This is a genomic window from Pseudoxanthomonas wuyuanensis, from assembly GCF_900215535.1.
GTDB classification, from domain to species: domain Bacteria; phylum Pseudomonadota; class Gammaproteobacteria; order Xanthomonadales; family Xanthomonadaceae; genus Pseudoxanthomonas_A; species Pseudoxanthomonas_A wuyuanensis.
Map to the genome: position 1 here is coordinate 73,506 of NZ_OCND01000012.1, position 15,065 is coordinate 88,570.

Genomic DNA, 15,065 nt, shown 5'->3' on the forward strand with positions numbered 1-15,065 from the left:
CTGCGGAAACCACCCTGGCGGCGACCCCGGAAAGGCGCAGCATCAAACATACGCCAACCCCCAAATCCGGTATGGAGTTTATGGCGAACCGCGGTTACCTTTTGCCCCGAACAGGACTTCCGGCCATTGCCCCTGCTGTTGCTGTAATGCAACATTCGCGTGCTAGGGGCTTGGCCGCCCGCGTTGGACAGGCCCCCAGGCGCGGCACACCCGCACGCCCATTCCCACCCACTGGAAAAGCCACCGCCATGTCCCAGCCCCGTTCCGCTGCCGTACGGCCGCATCGCCTTGCCGTTGCCATCGCCACCCTGCTGCCCATCGGCGCCGCCCTGGCGCAGGAAACGGCGACAAACACCGAGACTCGCAGCGAAGCCGCCACGCTGGACGCGGTCCAGGTCACCGCGCAGCGCAAAGTGGAAAACATCCAGGACGTGCCGGTGTCCATCAGCACCATCAACGGCGAACAACTGGGCGTGCTGGCCTCCGGCGGCACCGACATCCGCTTCCTGTCCGGCCGGGTGCCCAGCCTGAACATCGAGTCCTCGTTCGGCCGCGCGTTCCCGCGCTTCTATATCCGCGGTTACGGCAACACCGACTTCCGCCTGAACACCTCGCAGCCGGTGTCGCTGGTGTACGACGATGTGGTCCAGGAAAACCCGATCCTGAAGGGCTTCCCGCTGTTCGACCTGGAACAGATCGAAGTGCTGCGCGGACCGCAGGGCTCGCTGTTCGGCCGCAACACGCCGGCCGGCGTGGTCAAGTTCGAATCGGCCAAGCCGTCGCAGGACACCAGCGGCTACGGCAAGGTCGGCTACGGCAACGACAACATGTGGAACGTCGAAGGCGCCGTCGGCGGCGCGCTCAGCCAGAACTGGTCGGCGCGCGCCTCGCTGCTGTATCAGCGCCGCGACGACTGGGTCGAGAACACCTATCCCGGCCCGAACGACGGTTTCGAGGGCTATGACGAATCGGCCGGCCGCGTGCAGTTCCTGTACGAAGGCGACGGTTTCGAAGCGCTGCTCAACGCCCACGCACGCAAGCTCAACGGCACCGCGCGGCTGTTCCGCGCCAACATCATCGAGCCGGGCACCAACAACTTCGTCGCCGGCTTCGACAAGGACAAGGTCTCGCAGGACGGCCTGAACTATTCCGAGCTCGAATCGCAGGGCGCCAGCGCCCGCCTGCGCTGGGATCTGGGCAACTACACGCTGCATTCGATCACCGGCTACGAAAGCGTGGAGACGATCAACCGCGGCGACATCGATGGCGGCTACGGCGCAGTGTTCCTGCCCGATTCCGGCCCCGGCGTGATCCCGTTCGCGTCGGAAACGGCCGACGGCATTCCGGACCACTCGCAATGGACGCAGGAACTGCGCATCGAGTCGGCCTTCGACGGTCCGTGGAACTGGCAGGCGGGCGTGTTCTACTTCAAGGAAGACTACAAGGTCGAAAGCTTCAGCTACGACTCGCTCAACGGCAGCGCGCAGGACGGCTACCAGCGCATCCGTCAGACCAACGATGCCTGGGCCGTGTTCGGCGCGGTGACCTGGCAGGCGACCGACAAGCTGGAACTGCGCGGCGGCATGCGCTACACCGTCGACGAGAAGAAGCTGACCGTCGAGGATTACTGGAACACCGGCTTCGCCGCCTGCGTGCTGGCCGGCAAGTGCACGCTGGCGCAGTTGGCCGCGCTGGAACCCGATGGCGATCTGTCGGCCTCGCCGGAAGACAAGAAGTTCAACTGGGATCTGGCCGCGACCTACGCGCTCAATGACGATATCAACCTGTACGCGCGCGCCGCCACCGGCTTCCGTGGCAGCAGCATCCAGAGCGCCGGCGCGTTCAACGCCAAGTCCGTGGCCGGTCCGGAAACGGTCACCTCGTTCGAAACGGGTGTGAAGGCCGATTTTTGGGACAAGCGCGCGCGCCTGAGCGCGGGCGTCTTCTACTACCGCGTCAAGGACCAGCAGCTCACCGCCGTCGGCGGCGCGGCCAATGCCAACATCCTGCTCAATGCCGAGAAATCGGTGGGCAAGGGCGTCGAACTGGACTTGCAGGCCTATGTGCTGGACAACCTGCTGATCACGCTGGGCAGCAGCTACAACGACACCGAGATCAAGGATCCCGACCTGGCGGTGGCCGTCTGCGCGGCATGCACCGTGACCGACCCGCGCGATGCCAACGGCCTGGCGCTGATCGACGGCAACAGCCTGCCGCAGGCTCCGGAATGGGTGCACAACCTGACCGCGCGCTACAGCATCGGCCTGGGCGAGGGCAGCGAACTGTACGTCTACACCGACTGGGCCTACCGCAGCGAGGTGAACTTCTTCCTGTACGACTCGGTCGAGTTCACCGGCAAGTCCTCGCTGGAAGGCGGTCTGCGCGTGGGCTATGGCTGGGGCTTTGGCGACTACGAAGTCGCGCTGTTCGGCCGCAACATCACCGACCAGCGCCGCATCGTCGGCGGCATCGACTTCAACAACCTGACCGGTTTCATCAACGAGCCGCGCACCTACGGCATCGAGTTCAGCGCCAGGTTCTGAGACGCGTCGTGGCGGCCTGCCTGTGTGGGCAGGCCGCCCTGGATCCCGCTTCCCGCCGGCGCGGCAAACAGGCGCAGCGCCTACTCGACCGGGTAGGGTTCGCCTTCGAAGGTCTGCGCGTGATAGCCCTTGGCGCCGATCTCGGCCGCCAGCAGGCTGCGCGGAGGCTCGCCGGCGCGCAAACGTTCCAGTACGCGGGCGAAATCGTAGGCCGGCGTCCATCCCAGCGCCTGCCGCGCTGCAGTGTTGACGTAGACGCGCTCGATGCCCGCGAACATCCGCCAGCCCCGGCGCGCGTATTCGGCTTCATAGCCGGGGAAATACCGCGCCACCACCGACGGCGCGTCGTCGCGCAGCTGCTGCAGATCCTCCGGCGCGAACGGCGTGGTTGCGCTGACGATGTAGCGGCCGAATCCGATGTCGCCCGCGCGTTGGGCCGCGAGCAGGTGCGCATCGACCGCATCCTGCAGGTCCACGCGCCGGTACAGGAACTCGTTGGCCTTGATGTTGGCGTCGGCGAAGCTCTCGCGAACCTGCTTGCTATCGTCGGCTTCGGGAAAGAAGCGCGACGTACGCAACACCACGCACGGCAGCCGCTGGTTGCGGTGGAACAGCTGGCACAGGTTTTCGGCCGCGGCCTTGGTCACGCCGTAGATGTTCTTCGGCACCGGCGCCACGCCTTCGGTGATCCACGCCGCCGGCGCGCCCGGCGGCGGCGCCAGCGCATCGCCGTACAGGCTGGTCGTGCTGGTGAAGACGAAGGCGCCCACGCCGTTGCCGGCCGCAGCCTCCAGCAGGTTCAGTGTGCCGCTGATGTTGGTGTCGACGAAATCCTGCCGTGTCGACGTCGCCACATGCGGCTTGTGCAAGGTGGCCGAGTGCAGCACCGCGTCGATGCCGCGCATGCTGCGCTCGACGAACGCGGAATCGGCGATCGAGCCGACAAGGTCGGTATACGCCGAAGGCTGGATATCCACACCGACGGCTTCGCTGCCGCGGGCGCGCAGCGTACGCATCAGTCCCTCGCCGAGATGTCCTGCACTTCCGGTGACCAGAAACCGCATTCGCCGCCCCGTCCGATGATCGGGAAGCGGCGATTGTAGCTTCAACTCTCCGGCTTTCCATCCCGTGGCGGAAACCGCAACACCACGCCATGCGCCTGGTCGGGGCGGTTCCACAATACCGGCACCTCGCGCGGCTTGGGCGGTTCCAGTTCGTCATCCAGCGCGGCGATGACGGTTGCGTCCTCCTCGTCTTCCCAGCTGTAGCGCTTGCGCGGCAGCGCCGGGTCCAGCTTGCGCAGCAGCAAGGCGGCGATGAAACCGGCAATCGCGCCGCCCATGTGCGCCTGCCACGACACGCCCGGTTCGCGCGGCAGCACCGTCAATACCATGCCGCCGTAGAACAGGAACGCGATCATGCCGGCGGCGATGGCCGCGCGGTCGCGCCGGACCAGCCCCAGCATGAAAATCATGAACATCAGGCCATGGGTCAATCCGCTGGCGCCCAGGTGATAGGTGCCGGCATTGCCCATCAGCCACGGCCCCAGTCCTGCACCCAGCCAGACCAGCGGCACCGCGCACACGGTGGCGCGCGGGTATACGCTGCCGGCCAGCGTGCCGAGGATCAGCAACGCCGAGGCGTTGGCGGCGATGTGCTCGACCGAACCATGCAGCAGCGGCGCGGTCAGGATGCCGAGCAACCCATGCGGATCCAGCGGCGCGATCGCGAACGGCCGCCAATCGAAACTGCCCTGCGCGGAAAACACGACAATCAGCAGCAGCACCAGCGCCAGGCTGGTATTGAGCGCGCGGAAGATGCGGCTGCGGTCGATGCGGCTCTGGGTGTCCGGATCCAGGCCGGGTTCGTGGTGGGGCAGGTCCATTTTCCTTGGATGGCGTCGGCTGGCGGGATTGCAAGTCCCTGCCGCTCACTTCCCGCCGGCGGCGTGCGGCGGCCGCAACAGGCTCAGCGCGACCGAGGCGCCGATAATCGCGGCAACCGTCCCCAACGCCAGCGGCAACGGAATCCTGACCACATCGATGAGCAGCATCTTGCCGCCGATGAAGGCCAGCACCAGCGCCAGCCCGTAGGACAGCAGATGGAAGCGTTCGGCCATCCCGGCCAGCAGGAAGAACATCGCGCGCAGGCCCAGCACCGCGAACACGTTGGAGGTCAGCACGATGAACGGATCGGTGGTGATGGCGAAGATCGCCGGAATGCTGTCCACCGCGAAGATCACGTCGGTGATCGCAATCATCGCCAGTACGACGAACAGCGGCGTGTAGCGGCGCCGGCGCCCGCGGCCGATCCACAGCGCGCTGCCCTGGTAGCGGCGGATCAGCGGCAGGTGCGCGGTCAGCCAGCGCAGCAGCGGATTGCGCTCCAGGTCCGGCGTCTGCCCGGCCGCCAGCCACATCTTGATCCCGGTCAGCAGCAGGAACGCGCCGAACAGGTACAGCACCCAGTGAAAGCGGGCAACCAGCGCCGCGCCGATGAAGATCAGGATGGCGCGCAGCACGATTGCGCCCAGTACGCCGATCACCAGCACCCGCTGACGCTGTTGTTCAGGCACGCCGAAGTAGGTGAACAGCATCAGGAACACGAAGATGTTGTCGACCGCCAACGCCTTCTCGACCAGGTAGCCGGTCAGGAATTCCAGCCCGACCCGGCTGGCCACCGCCTGCCCCGCGGTTTCGTGCAGGTACCACCACAGCCCGGCGTTGAACGCCAGCGCCAGCCCAACCCAGCCCAGGCTCCAGTACAAGGCTTCGCGGAAGCCGACCTTGTGCAGGCCGCCGCGGCGCATCAGCGCCAGATCCACCCACAGGGCCAACGCCACCAGCAGCGTGAAGCCGCCCCACAACCATCCGTTACCGATCGAATCCACGCTCTGCTCCCGGTCAGAAAAAACGCCCAGAGCCGCGGGCTTGGGCGTCGACACGGGGGGACCTGGACAATCAGGGGTGACCGGTAGCAGACGGACCTTCGCCATGCGGCGAAGGTCTTGCTCGCAACCGCCAGGCGGTTGCCGCTGGACCGGGGCAGGTGCCCGGAATGACGGCCTCAGCGATGGGAGCTACTCCCCTTCGACGCGAATTCTTGCGCGCCGGCCGGGCAACGTCAACCGGGCCGGTAGAATAGTGCGGATGAACACGCCAAATCCCGTTGTCCGCCTCAAGAACGCCTGGCGCTCCAGCCATCCGTGGATCTTCCAGAAACTGGTCGAAAAACCCGCAGCCAAGCCCAAGCCCGGCAGCATCGTCGAAGTGGTGGGCGTGGACGGCGAGTGGATCGGCCGCGGCTTCTACAACGGCCACTCGCGCATTGCCGTGCGCATCCTGGAAACGCACCCGGACATTCCGGTGGATGCCGGCTGGTTCTCGCGCAAAATCGCCGACGCGGTATCGCTGCGCCGCGATGTGCTGAAGCTGGACGCGATCAGCGATGCCTGGCGCGTGGTGCATGCCGAAGGCGACGGACTGTCCGGGCTGGTGGTGGACCGCTACGGCGATCTGATCGTGGTGGAGTTCTTTGCCGCCGGCATGTTCCGCCACCGCGAATGGATCTACGAAGCGCTGCGCGAGCAGTTCCCCGGCTGCCGCTTCCACAGCTTCGCCGACGAGCACGTGCAGAAGCAGGAAAGCTTCGACTTCCACGGCAACACCACCACCGAAGCCGCCGTCATCAGCGAATACGGGGTGAAGTTCCGCGCCGACCCGGCCGGCGCGCACAAGACCGGCTTCTTCGCCGACCAGCGCGAGAACCGCCAGTGGCTGAGCCAGCAGGTGCAGGGCAAGACCGTGCTGGACCTGTGCTGCAACACCGGCGGGTTTGCGGTGTATGCCGCCGCGCGCGGCGCAACCGAAGTACTGGGCGTGGACATCGATCAGGACGTGATCCAGATCGCCAAGGGCAACGCAAAGCTCAACGGCGTGCGGCCGAAGTTCGTGCAGGCCGACATCTTCCCGTACCTGCGCGATGCGGCCAACCGCGGCGAGCGGTACGACGTGGTGATCCTGGACCCGGCCAAGATGACCCGCGACCGCGAGCAGGTCATCAGTGCGCTGAAGAAGTACCTGGACATGAACAAGCTGGCGCTGGGCGTGGTCAAGCCGGGCGGCCTGTTCGCCACGTTTTCGTGCACCGGCCTGGTCAGCGAGGAACAGTTCCTCGACATGCTGCGCCGCGCCGCGTATTTCTCCGGCCGCACCATCCAGATCCTCAAGGTGGCCGGTGCCGGCCCGGATCACCCGTTCATGGCGCACGCGCAGGAATCGCGCTACCTGAAGGCGGTGTTCTGCCGGGTATTGGACTGATACAACGGCAGCCGCGGCTGTTCGGTAGTGCCCGGATGCTGCTGGCTGTCATCCGCTTGCTGTCGGCACGCACGACCACTCGATGCGACCGTGCGCATCCACCAATCGGCATCCGCACGCGACAATGCCGGTTGTAGGAGCGACGTCAGTCGCGATGAAGCTTTGCCGGTAGAGCCTCATCGCGACTGACGTCGCTCCCGCAAAGGGTTGTTCAAGCCCTTTAGGATCGGCCGAACAGGCCGGCCACGCTGCGCCGCCCCAGCACGATGAAGGTGCAGATTCCCAACAGCGTTCCGTAGGGAATCGACAGGCACGAAACAGCCGCCACCACCTGGCAGAAGACCGGCGACTTGCGCTGTTTCAGGAACCTGCCGGTCAGGAACTTGGCAACCGCCAGCGCCGCGCCGAACAGAAAGAACAAACCGCCGAACATGGCGAAGACCCAGCCCATCATCGCCGGCGGCGCGCCCTCGGCCGCGCCGCCGGCCTGGGTGACGGACGAGAACACCGAGCCCATGACCAGTCCCATGAAGGCGTAGACCAGGCCGAGCAGCGAAAACAGTCCGGTAATGCCGGCTGAAATCATGTAGCCCAGCGAAAGCAGGCGCAGTTGTTCTTCATCGACGATCGACTGCTTGAGCTCGGAATCGGTCATGCGTGCGCCCCGGCGATGGAATCGCGCCGATGGTATCGGATCTGCGCCGGGCCACGCCGGCCGTCACGCAGCCCATGCAAGGACGCAAGCCCTGCGGTCAACGGTTTCGGGCCACCATCGCGACAATGGTGGCAAGCAGCTCGTCCTGCGCCTGCGCGGCGGTGATTTCGCCATTGGCTGCGGCATAGGACAGCGCCTCGGCGGCGCCGAGCATCGCCCTGAGCCCGGCGGGGGCGATGGTTCCGGCGCTGGCGAACGGCGCAAGCAGCGCTTGGCACTTGGCCATGAAGCCCGCTTCCCAGTCGCGTTTGGTCTGTTCCAGTTCCGGCGAACTGGCCAGCGCCGCGGTCACGCCCGGCATTTCGCGGCCCTGCACCAGCACGCAGTCGACGTAGGACGAGGCGATGACCGTGGCCCTGGCCGCTAGGGTCGGTTCGCTGGCTTGCAGCGCGGCATCCATCAGCGCGGTCTGGCGCGCGTCGAACTCCCGGTACAACGCGATCAGCAGCCCGGCGCGGGTAGCGAAATGATCGTAGACCACCGGCTTGGTCACGCCGGCCAGTTCCGCCACCCGGCCCAGGGTCAGCGCTTCGGTGCCTTCGTCGCGGATCAGCTGCCAGGCGACATCCAGCAGCTGGCGGTGGCGCTCGTCGCGGGACAGGCGGCGGCGCGGCGACGGCTTGCCTGTCGATTGGACCCGGGTTGTGGTGCTTGACACGCTTATATACCAAAAGTAAGTTACCAATAGTACATAAGCATACGCCTTCCCCCTATCGTCAGCCAGCAGGAGTCCCCGCATGCATGCGCTTATCGTCGCCGCCCACCCCGACCCGAACTCGCTCACCCACAGCGTTGCCGCCCAGGTCGCCGCGGGCGTGCAGTCCGGCCCCGGCAACTCGTCCGAACTCGCCGACCTGGCGGCCGAAGGGTTCGATCCCCGGTTCAACGCCGCCGATCTGGCCGTCCACCGGACCCAGGCGCCGCCGCCGGCCGATGTCGCCGCCGAACAGGCCAGGATCGACCGCGCCGACGCGCTGGTGCTGGTCTACCCGGTCTACTGGTGGTCGATGCCGGGGCTGATGAAGGGATGGATCGATCGCGTGTTCGCCAATGGCTGGGCTTACGACGAAAGCCCCGACACCCGCCTGACGAAGAAGCTGCAGCGCCTGCAGGTCCATCTGGTCGCCATCGCCGGCGCCGACATGCGGACCTATGCGCGGCATGGCTACTTCGGCGCAATGAAAACGCAGATCGACCACGGCATCTTCGACTACTGCGGCGCCCGCGTGCTGACATCGGAACTGCTGCTCGATTCGCAAATCAAAGACCCCGCGCCATTGCTGGAGACTGCGCGCCAGATCGGCGGCAATCTCTTTGCCGCCAAGCGGCGGCGCGAACTGGCCGACGCGGCGTAAGCGGCTGACCCCGTCGCGCAACGGTCAACCTTGCCGACGCCAGCCCGCCGGCGCAGCCGCTGAGACGTGGCCCGGTACACTGTCGGGATGGATACCGACTCGCTACTGATGATCCTGATCGGCCTGAGCGTGGCCGTGCTGGCTTTCCTGCTGGCATTGCTGTTGCGGCGGCCGGAGGCCAGGCTGGGCGCGTTGCTGGAACGGGCGCTGCGCGAGGAACAGCGCGACGGCCGCAGCGAATTGCGCGGGCAGCTGGACAGCCTGTCGCAGATGCAGGAAACCCGCATCGAGGGTTTCGGCCGCAATCTGGCCGATCTGAGCACGCGCACCGACCAGCGCCTGGATCTATTGCGCGACGCGCTGACCGAGGACGCACGCAAGGGCCGGCTGGAGGCCTCCGAATCGCAGCAGCGCTTCGCCGATGCGCTGGGCCAGCGGCTCAACGAACTGACCCAGCGCAACGAACTGCGCATTGCCGAACTGCGCACCACGCTGGAGGAGCGGCTGAAATCGCTGCAGGCCGACAACACCGCCAAGCTGGAGCAGATGCGCCAGACCGTGGACGAGAAGCTGCACGCGACGCTGGAAACCCGGCTGACCGAGAGCTTCGGCAACGTCACCGCAATGCTGGCGCAGGTGCACCAGGGCCTGGGCGACATGACCAAGCTGGCCGCCGATGTCGGCGGCCTGCAGCGGGTGCTGACCAACGTCAAGTCGCGCGGCGTGTTCGGCGAAGTGCAGCTGGCCGGGCTGCTGGAGCAGGTGTTCGCGCCGGATCAGTACGCCGGCAACGTGGCCACCGTGCCGGGCAGCAACGAACGCGTCGAATTCGCGGTGCGCTTTCCCGGCTCCAGCCACGACGCGGCGGTGTGGCTGCCGATCGACGCCAAGTTTCCGCGCGAAGACTACGAGCGCTTGATCGATGCGCAGGAAAAGGCCGATGCCGATGCGGTCAGGCTGGCCGGCGACGCGCTGGAGCGCGCGGTGCGCAAGCAGGCGCAGGAAATCCGCAAGTACGTGTCGGTGCCGCACACCACCGAGTTCGCCATCATGTTCCTGCCCACCGAAGGCCTGTACGCCGAAGTGCTGCGCCGGCCCGGCCTGTTCGAGGCGATCCAGCGCGATCAGCGCATCACCATCGCCGGCCCGACCACGCTGCTGGCGCTGCTGACCAGCCTGCAGGTCGGCTTCCGCACCGTGGCCATCGAAAAGCGTTCGGCCGAAGTCTGGCAGACGCTGGGCGCGGTCAAGACCGAATTCGCCAAGTTCGCCGACGTGCTGGATTCGGTGAAGCGCAAGCTGGACCAGGCCAGCGGCGAAATCGAGAAGACCGGCGTGCGCACCCGCGCCATCGCCCGCCGCCTGCGCGATGTCGAGACCCTGCCCAGCGAGGACAGCCAGAAGCTGCTGGGCAACGCCGCGGACGACGAGGCGGAGTGATTGCCGCAGCCTGCGGACAAACAAAAAACCGGCGCCTCATGGGCGCCGGTTTTCTTCTGCATCGCTGAGGCTTGTGCCGCTCAACCGCCCGGCGAGGAAATCTCCGGCAGCGGCATCGCATCGACCGGCACGGTCGGATTGCTTTCCTCGTCCAGCAGATAGTCCGGCAGACCGTTCTGCTCGTCCTGCTGGCGGCGGTTGCCTTCGATCTGGTAGGCGCGCCGCTGCATCCACGAGTCGCGGACCAGCGCGTAGTCGTCGACCGCGTCCTCGCGCAGGCTGTCCAGCGACAGCAGCTGGGCGCGGGTGTCGACCAGGTTCAGGCCCTGCAGGAAGATGCGGGTCCTGTCATCCTCGATCTGGCGTACCGGACTGAGCGGCATGTCGCCGGCCAGCCCAAACGTGTCGCGTACCGTGCGCGGGCCGAAGAACGGCAGTTCCACATAGCGCGAGGTCCGCCAGCCCCAGACCCCGAGAGTCTGGCCGAAATCCTCGCGCCGGCGCGGCAGCCCGGCGGCGCTGGCCGGATCGAACAGCCCGCCGACGCCCAGCGTGGAGTTGAGGATGAAGCGGGCGAAGGTCTGCCCGGCGTCGCCCGGCCGGCCCTGCAACAGCTGGTTGACCATGGTCAGCGGCTGGCCCAGGTTGTCGAAGAAATTGCTCACGCCCAGGCGCACCGGCCGCGGCACCACCTCCACGTAGGCGCGCGCCAACGGGCGGGCGACGGTGCGGTCGACGGCGTTGTTGAAGCGGTGCACCTTGCGGTTGAACGGCTCCCACGGGTCGTAGGCGCGCGGGGCCTGCACCGCTTCGGGCAGGGTCGGGTCGGCGACCGGGTTGTAGGGGTCTTCGCCGTAGATGGCGGCAAAGTCCTGCTCGGCGCCGGTCGAACCGGATTCGACCGGCGCCGCGGGCGTATCGCCGCCCGCCTGTACCGGCGCGGCGGCGGGCTCGGCGTCGCTGGCCGCAAACGCCGGCGCGCTGTCCGCCGGTGCCGCAGTGCCATCGACCACCAGCGGTTCGGGCGGCGGCGCGGAAGAGGCGGACGGCTGCGAGGTGGCGCAGGCCGAAGCCAGCGCTGCGAGCAAAGCGATGGTGCTGATGCGAAACAGGTTCATCCCGCTTCCTTGGGTCGTACGTTGGGGGAGAACGGCTACGCCGGATAATCCAGATCCGGCGCCAAACGGTAGGCCGTGCGCAGCTCGGCCAGCCCGCTGGGCTCGCCTTCGATACGCACGCTTGTGCCGGTGGCGCGCAAGCGCGCAGCCAGCTCGGCCAACAATGCCAGCCCGGCGCTGTCCACGGTAGTGACTTTGGTCAGGACAATGCGTTGCACGCCGGACAGCGCCGATGACGCCTGCGGCCACAGCGCGGCGGCGGCGGCGCGGTCCAGCGCGCCGGAGAACACCAGCGCGCCGTCCTCGCGGCGCAGCGCCGATTCAGTTGCCGCTGCCACGGGAGGCATCGCCATTGACCTGCATGCGGCCGGCGCGCAAATCGGCGGCCACCTGCGGAATCGACTTCTGCCGCAGCGGCGCGTCGAACTGGTTGCGGAAGGTCTGCACGAACGAGACGCCTTCGACCATCACGTCGAACACCTTCCACTGCCCGCCGACCTGGCGCAGCAGGTAGTCGACCGGAATCGGATCGCCGTCCGAGCGCAGCATTTCGGTGCCGACCTTGACGCCGCGGCCGCCGGGCAGGGCGCTTTCCGATTTCACCCGCACCTTCAGCTGCGAATTGAAGTCCAGCAGCGACTGGCCGTAGCGCGACATCAGGTTGTCGCCCAGCGCATCGGCGAACAGCTTGATGTCCGCATCCGAGGCGCCGCGGCCGTGCAGGCCCAGCACCAGCCGCGCCGAATAGTCGCGGTCGAACAGGGTGTTGAATTCGCTGGTGACGTACTGGCGCAGCGTGGCCGGATTGGCCTTGAACTCGGCGCGGCGCTTTTCCAGCGTGGTCAGGATGCGGGTGCTGCTGGTCAGCACCACCTGGCTGGCCGAGCTGGGCGCGGCCTGCGCGGGCGCGACGGCCTGCGCCAGCACCACGGCCGGCGCGGCCGCCAGCAGGGCCGAAGCGAGAACGGCGGAGAGCAGGGAACGTTTCAGGGAAAGCTTCATGGCTGGGGGTCTTCCGTAGGTTGCGCAGGCGGGGTGGCGTCCTCGGCGTTGCCGGGAGCAGCGGCGCCACCGCCACCGCTGAACATGTATTTGCCGGCCAGCTGCAGCAGGTCGACGGCGGGTTGGGTGAAGGCGATTTCGTCGCCCGGCTGCAGCGCTTCAGGGTCGCCACCGGGCGAGAGCCCAATGTAGTTCTCGCCCAGCAGGCCGCTGGTGAAGATGCCGGCCGCGGTATCGCCAGGCAGATCCTTGTACTTGCTGTCGATGGACAGGGTGACGATGGAATCGAATTTGACCGGATCCAGCTGAATGTCGGCTACCTGCCCGATCACCACGCCGCCGATCTTCACCGGCGCCTGCGCGCGCAGCTGGCCCAGGTTGCTGAAGCGCGCCTTCAGCTCGTAGCTGCCGCCGCCGAAACCGAAACGCTGGTTGGTGGAGGCCAGCGCCAGCACCAGCAGCGAGGCCAGGGCCAGCAGCAGGAAGGCGCCGACGGCGAATTCTAGACGGGGTCCGCGGATGGACATGGCTCAACTCCTGAACAAAAGGGCGGACAAGACGAAATTGAACATCAGCACCAGCAGCGAGGCGTTGACCACCGCACGGGTGGTCGCCACCGAGGTGCCTTCGATGGTCGGCTCGGCGTGGAAGCCGACATAGGCGGCCACCAGCGCGGCGGTGCCGCCGAACACGGCCGACTTCAGCATCGCCACGCCAAAGTCGTCCCAGAAATCCACGCTGTTGCGCAGCGCCGACCAGAACGTGCCGTTGTCCAGGCCCAGCACATGCACGGCCTCGAAATAGCTGGCGCTGATGGCCAGGCTGCAGAAGAAGCCGGTCAGCAGCGGCACCGTCAGCACCGCCGCCCAGAAGCGCGGCGCCACCGCCTTGGCCACCGGATCGATGGCCATCAGTTCCAGCGCCTTGATCTGGTCCGTGGCGCGCATCAGCCCCAGCTCGGCGGCAATCGAGCTGCCGGCGCGGCCGATGAACAGCAGCGCGGTCAGCACCGGGCCCAGTTCGCGGTACAGCGACAGGCCCAGCAGCGTGGACAGCGCGTCCGAGGCGCCGAAGGTGGTCAGCGTGCGGTAGCCCTGCAGGGTCAGCACCAGCCCGACAAAGGCGCCGCCCACGGCGATGATGGGCAGCGAACGCCCGCCAATCTTATAGATTTCACGGGTAAGTTCGGCAAAAAAGTCGCGCGTTGGCGCCGAGGCGCGGAACACCGACAGCGAGAACAGCCCGGCCCGGCCCAGCGAACGGGTGGCGGCGGCGAAAGGCATCAGCAGGCCTCCATGTGTGTGCCCCTCCCCCTGCGAAGGCAGGGGGAGGCTGGGAGGGGGTTGAGTCGGCACTGGGATTTTTGCCGCATGACCACGCAACCCCTCCCCAACCTTCCCCTGCCTTCGCAGGGGAGGGGGCTCGAATCAGCTGCCATGAAAATTCGTTGGCTCACGCCGCCTCCGTCCGCTGGGCCGCATCGAATGCGATCGGGCCATCGGGTTCGCCGCGCAGGAACTGCCGCACCAGCGGGTCGGAGCTGGTTTCCAGTTCGGCCGGGGTGCCGGAGAACACCAGCCCGCCATTGGCGATCACCAGCACCTGGTCGGCAATCGGCAGGGTTTCGTGCACATGGTGGCTGACCACGATGCTGGTCAGCCCCAGGGTGTGGTTGAGGCGCTGGATCAGGCTCATGATCACGCCGCTGGCAATCGGGTCCAGCCCGGTCAGCGGTTCGTCGTACAGCATCAGCGGCGGATCCAGCGCCAGCGCCCGCGCCAGCGCCACGCGGCGGGCCATGCCGCCGGACAGTTCGCGCGGGTAGGCGTTGGCGGCGGCGCGCAGGCCCACCGCGTTGAGCTTGAATTCGACGATGCGGTCGATCAGCGGCGCGGCCAGGCGGGTATGCGTGCGCAGCGGCAGGGCCACGTTGTCGGCCACGCTCAGGTCGGTCAGCAGCCCGTTGCCCTGCAGCAGCACGCCGATGCTCTTGCGCATCTCCAGCAGGTCGCGGCTGCGCTGCGGCACCGGCTGGCCGAAGATCTCGACCGACCCGCCAGCGGGCTGAAGCTCCCCGGTCAGCGCTGCCAGCAGCGTCGACTTGCCGCAGCCCGACGGCCCCAGCACCGCGGTGATGCTGCCGGTGGGCACCGCCAGGTCGATGCCGCCCAGGATCGTCCGCCCGCCGCGGTCCAGCCGGAGGTCGGAAAGATGGACGGCGGTGGCGTTGGCAACAGTCATCGGTTCGCAATCAGGGTGGGTGGCCGCTTGCAGCGGTGGCCGATGCGCAAGCGCGCAGCGAGGGGCAAGCCGGTTCCGGACTGGTCGGTTCCGGGCAGGCCAACGTCAAGCGAGCGTGCACTGGCGGAATTAAGAAGCATTTAAGCCAGTCCGAAGAAACGCCGGTGCCAGCCAGCTGCGCCAGCCCTGCCGTGCAAACGGCGTAGCTTCACGGCCCCAGCCTGAACAAAACCTGCACCGGGCAGTTTGATTATTGGCACGCCCTGGCCGCAATGGCGGCGGATCCGCAGCCAGCCACCGCCCTGGCCCGATCTCTGCAATTGCGACAGGCC

Annotated in this window: 15 protein-coding genes; 4 read left to right on the top strand and 11 right to left on the bottom strand. The window is 67.2% G+C overall.

The window, feature by feature from the left end:
* Nucleotides 1-248 precede the first annotated feature (248 nt).
* Nucleotides 249-2,543: a TonB-dependent receptor gene (locus CRO39_RS18575; protein ID WP_097123469.1), complete on the top strand. Its 2,295-nt coding sequence runs from the start codon at nucleotides 249-251 to the stop codon at nucleotides 2,541-2,543.
* A gap of 80 nt (nucleotides 2,544-2,623) precedes the next feature.
* Here CRO39_RS18575 and CRO39_RS18580 read toward each other — a convergent pair whose 3' ends face one another.
* The 3 genes from CRO39_RS18580 to CRO39_RS18590 are packed head-to-tail and all read right to left on the bottom strand — an operon-like array spanning nucleotide 2,624 to nucleotide 5,433.
* Nucleotides 2,624-3,607, bottom strand: a complete 984-nt coding sequence (locus CRO39_RS18580; RefSeq protein ID WP_097123470.1) for an NAD-dependent epimerase/dehydratase family protein — start codon at nucleotides 3,605-3,607, stop codon at nucleotides 2,624-2,626.
* A 41-nt stretch (nucleotides 3,608-3,648) separates the two neighbouring features.
* Nucleotides 3,649-4,428 carry a rhomboid family intramembrane serine protease gene (locus tag CRO39_RS18585; RefSeq protein ID WP_097123471.1) on the bottom strand — a complete coding sequence of 260 codons (780 nt, stop codon included), beginning with the start codon at nucleotides 4,426-4,428 and terminating at the stop codon, nucleotides 3,649-3,651.
* A 45-nt stretch (nucleotides 4,429-4,473) separates the two neighbouring features.
* The gene (locus CRO39_RS18590; protein WP_097123472.1) at nucleotides 4,474-5,433 is read right to left on the bottom strand and encodes a TerC family protein; all 960 of its coding nucleotides are present in this window, start codon (nucleotides 5,431-5,433) and stop codon (nucleotides 4,474-4,476) included.
* Nucleotides 5,434-5,692: 259 nt separating this feature from the next.
* On the opposite strand from CRO39_RS18590, the gene CRO39_RS18595 reads away from it, so the two are divergent.
* Nucleotides 5,693-6,862, top strand: a complete 1,170-nt coding sequence (locus tag CRO39_RS18595) for a class I SAM-dependent rRNA methyltransferase (RefSeq protein WP_097123473.1) — start codon at nucleotides 5,693-5,695, stop codon at nucleotides 6,860-6,862.
* Nucleotides 6,863-7,082: 220 nt separating this feature from the next.
* Here the strand turns inward: CRO39_RS18595 and CRO39_RS18600 are convergent, their stop codons facing one another.
* Nucleotides 7,083-7,517: a hypothetical protein gene (locus CRO39_RS18600; protein ID WP_097123474.1), complete on the bottom strand. Its 435-nt coding sequence runs from the start codon at nucleotides 7,515-7,517 to the stop codon at nucleotides 7,083-7,085.
* Between the two features lie 97 nt (nucleotides 7,518-7,614).
* Entirely contained in the window at nucleotides 7,615-8,235 is a 621-nt protein-coding gene (locus CRO39_RS18605; protein WP_238394655.1) for a TetR/AcrR family transcriptional regulator, read from the bottom strand.
* Between the two features lie 79 nt (nucleotides 8,236-8,314).
* On the opposite strand from CRO39_RS18605, the gene CRO39_RS18610 reads away from it, so the two are divergent.
* Nucleotides 8,315-8,932: an NAD(P)H-dependent oxidoreductase gene (locus CRO39_RS18610; protein ID WP_097123476.1), complete on the top strand. Its 618-nt coding sequence runs from the start codon at nucleotides 8,315-8,317 to the stop codon at nucleotides 8,930-8,932.
* 87 nt (nucleotides 8,933-9,019) lie between these two features.
* Complete coding sequence (locus tag CRO39_RS18615) at nucleotides 9,020-10,372, top strand: DNA recombination protein RmuC (RefSeq protein WP_097123477.1); 1,353 nt, start codon at nucleotides 9,020-9,022, stop codon at nucleotides 10,370-10,372.
* Nucleotides 10,373-10,452: 80 nt separating this feature from the next.
* On the opposite strand, the gene CRO39_RS18620 is transcribed toward CRO39_RS18615, so the two are convergent.
* The 6 genes from CRO39_RS18620 to CRO39_RS18645 form a co-directional block, all read right to left on the bottom strand.
* A complete protein-coding gene (locus tag CRO39_RS18620; RefSeq protein WP_097123478.1) occupies nucleotides 10,453-11,490 on the bottom strand; it encodes an MlaA family lipoprotein in 1,038 nt (345 codons plus the stop codon).
* Nucleotides 11,491-11,525: 35 nt separating this feature from the next.
* The gene (locus tag CRO39_RS18625) at nucleotides 11,526-11,828 is read right to left on the bottom strand and encodes an STAS domain-containing protein (protein ID WP_238394656.1); all 303 of its coding nucleotides are present in this window, start codon (nucleotides 11,826-11,828) and stop codon (nucleotides 11,526-11,528) included.
* On the bottom strand, nucleotides 11,812-12,480 hold the full coding sequence (locus CRO39_RS18630; protein WP_097123508.1) for an MlaC/ttg2D family ABC transporter substrate-binding protein: 669 nt from the start codon (nucleotides 12,478-12,480) through the stop codon (nucleotides 11,812-11,814). The genes CRO39_RS18625 and CRO39_RS18630 overlap by 17 nt, the downstream gene beginning before the upstream one ends.
* Nucleotides 12,481-12,488: 8 nt before the next feature.
* Entirely contained in the window at nucleotides 12,489-13,019 is a 531-nt protein-coding gene (mlaD, locus tag CRO39_RS18635; protein WP_097123479.1) for an outer membrane lipid asymmetry maintenance protein MlaD, read from the bottom strand.
* A gap of 3 nt (nucleotides 13,020-13,022) precedes the next feature.
* Nucleotides 13,023-13,775, bottom strand: coding sequence for an MlaE family lipid ABC transporter permease subunit (locus tag CRO39_RS18640; RefSeq protein ID WP_097123480.1), 753 nt, complete (start codon nucleotides 13,773-13,775; stop codon nucleotides 13,023-13,025).
* A gap of 169 nt (nucleotides 13,776-13,944) precedes the next feature.
* Nucleotides 13,945-14,733: an ABC transporter ATP-binding protein gene (locus CRO39_RS18645; RefSeq protein ID WP_097123481.1), complete on the bottom strand. Its 789-nt coding sequence runs from the start codon at nucleotides 14,731-14,733 to the stop codon at nucleotides 13,945-13,947.
* Between the last annotated feature and the right edge of the window lie 332 nt (nucleotides 14,734-15,065).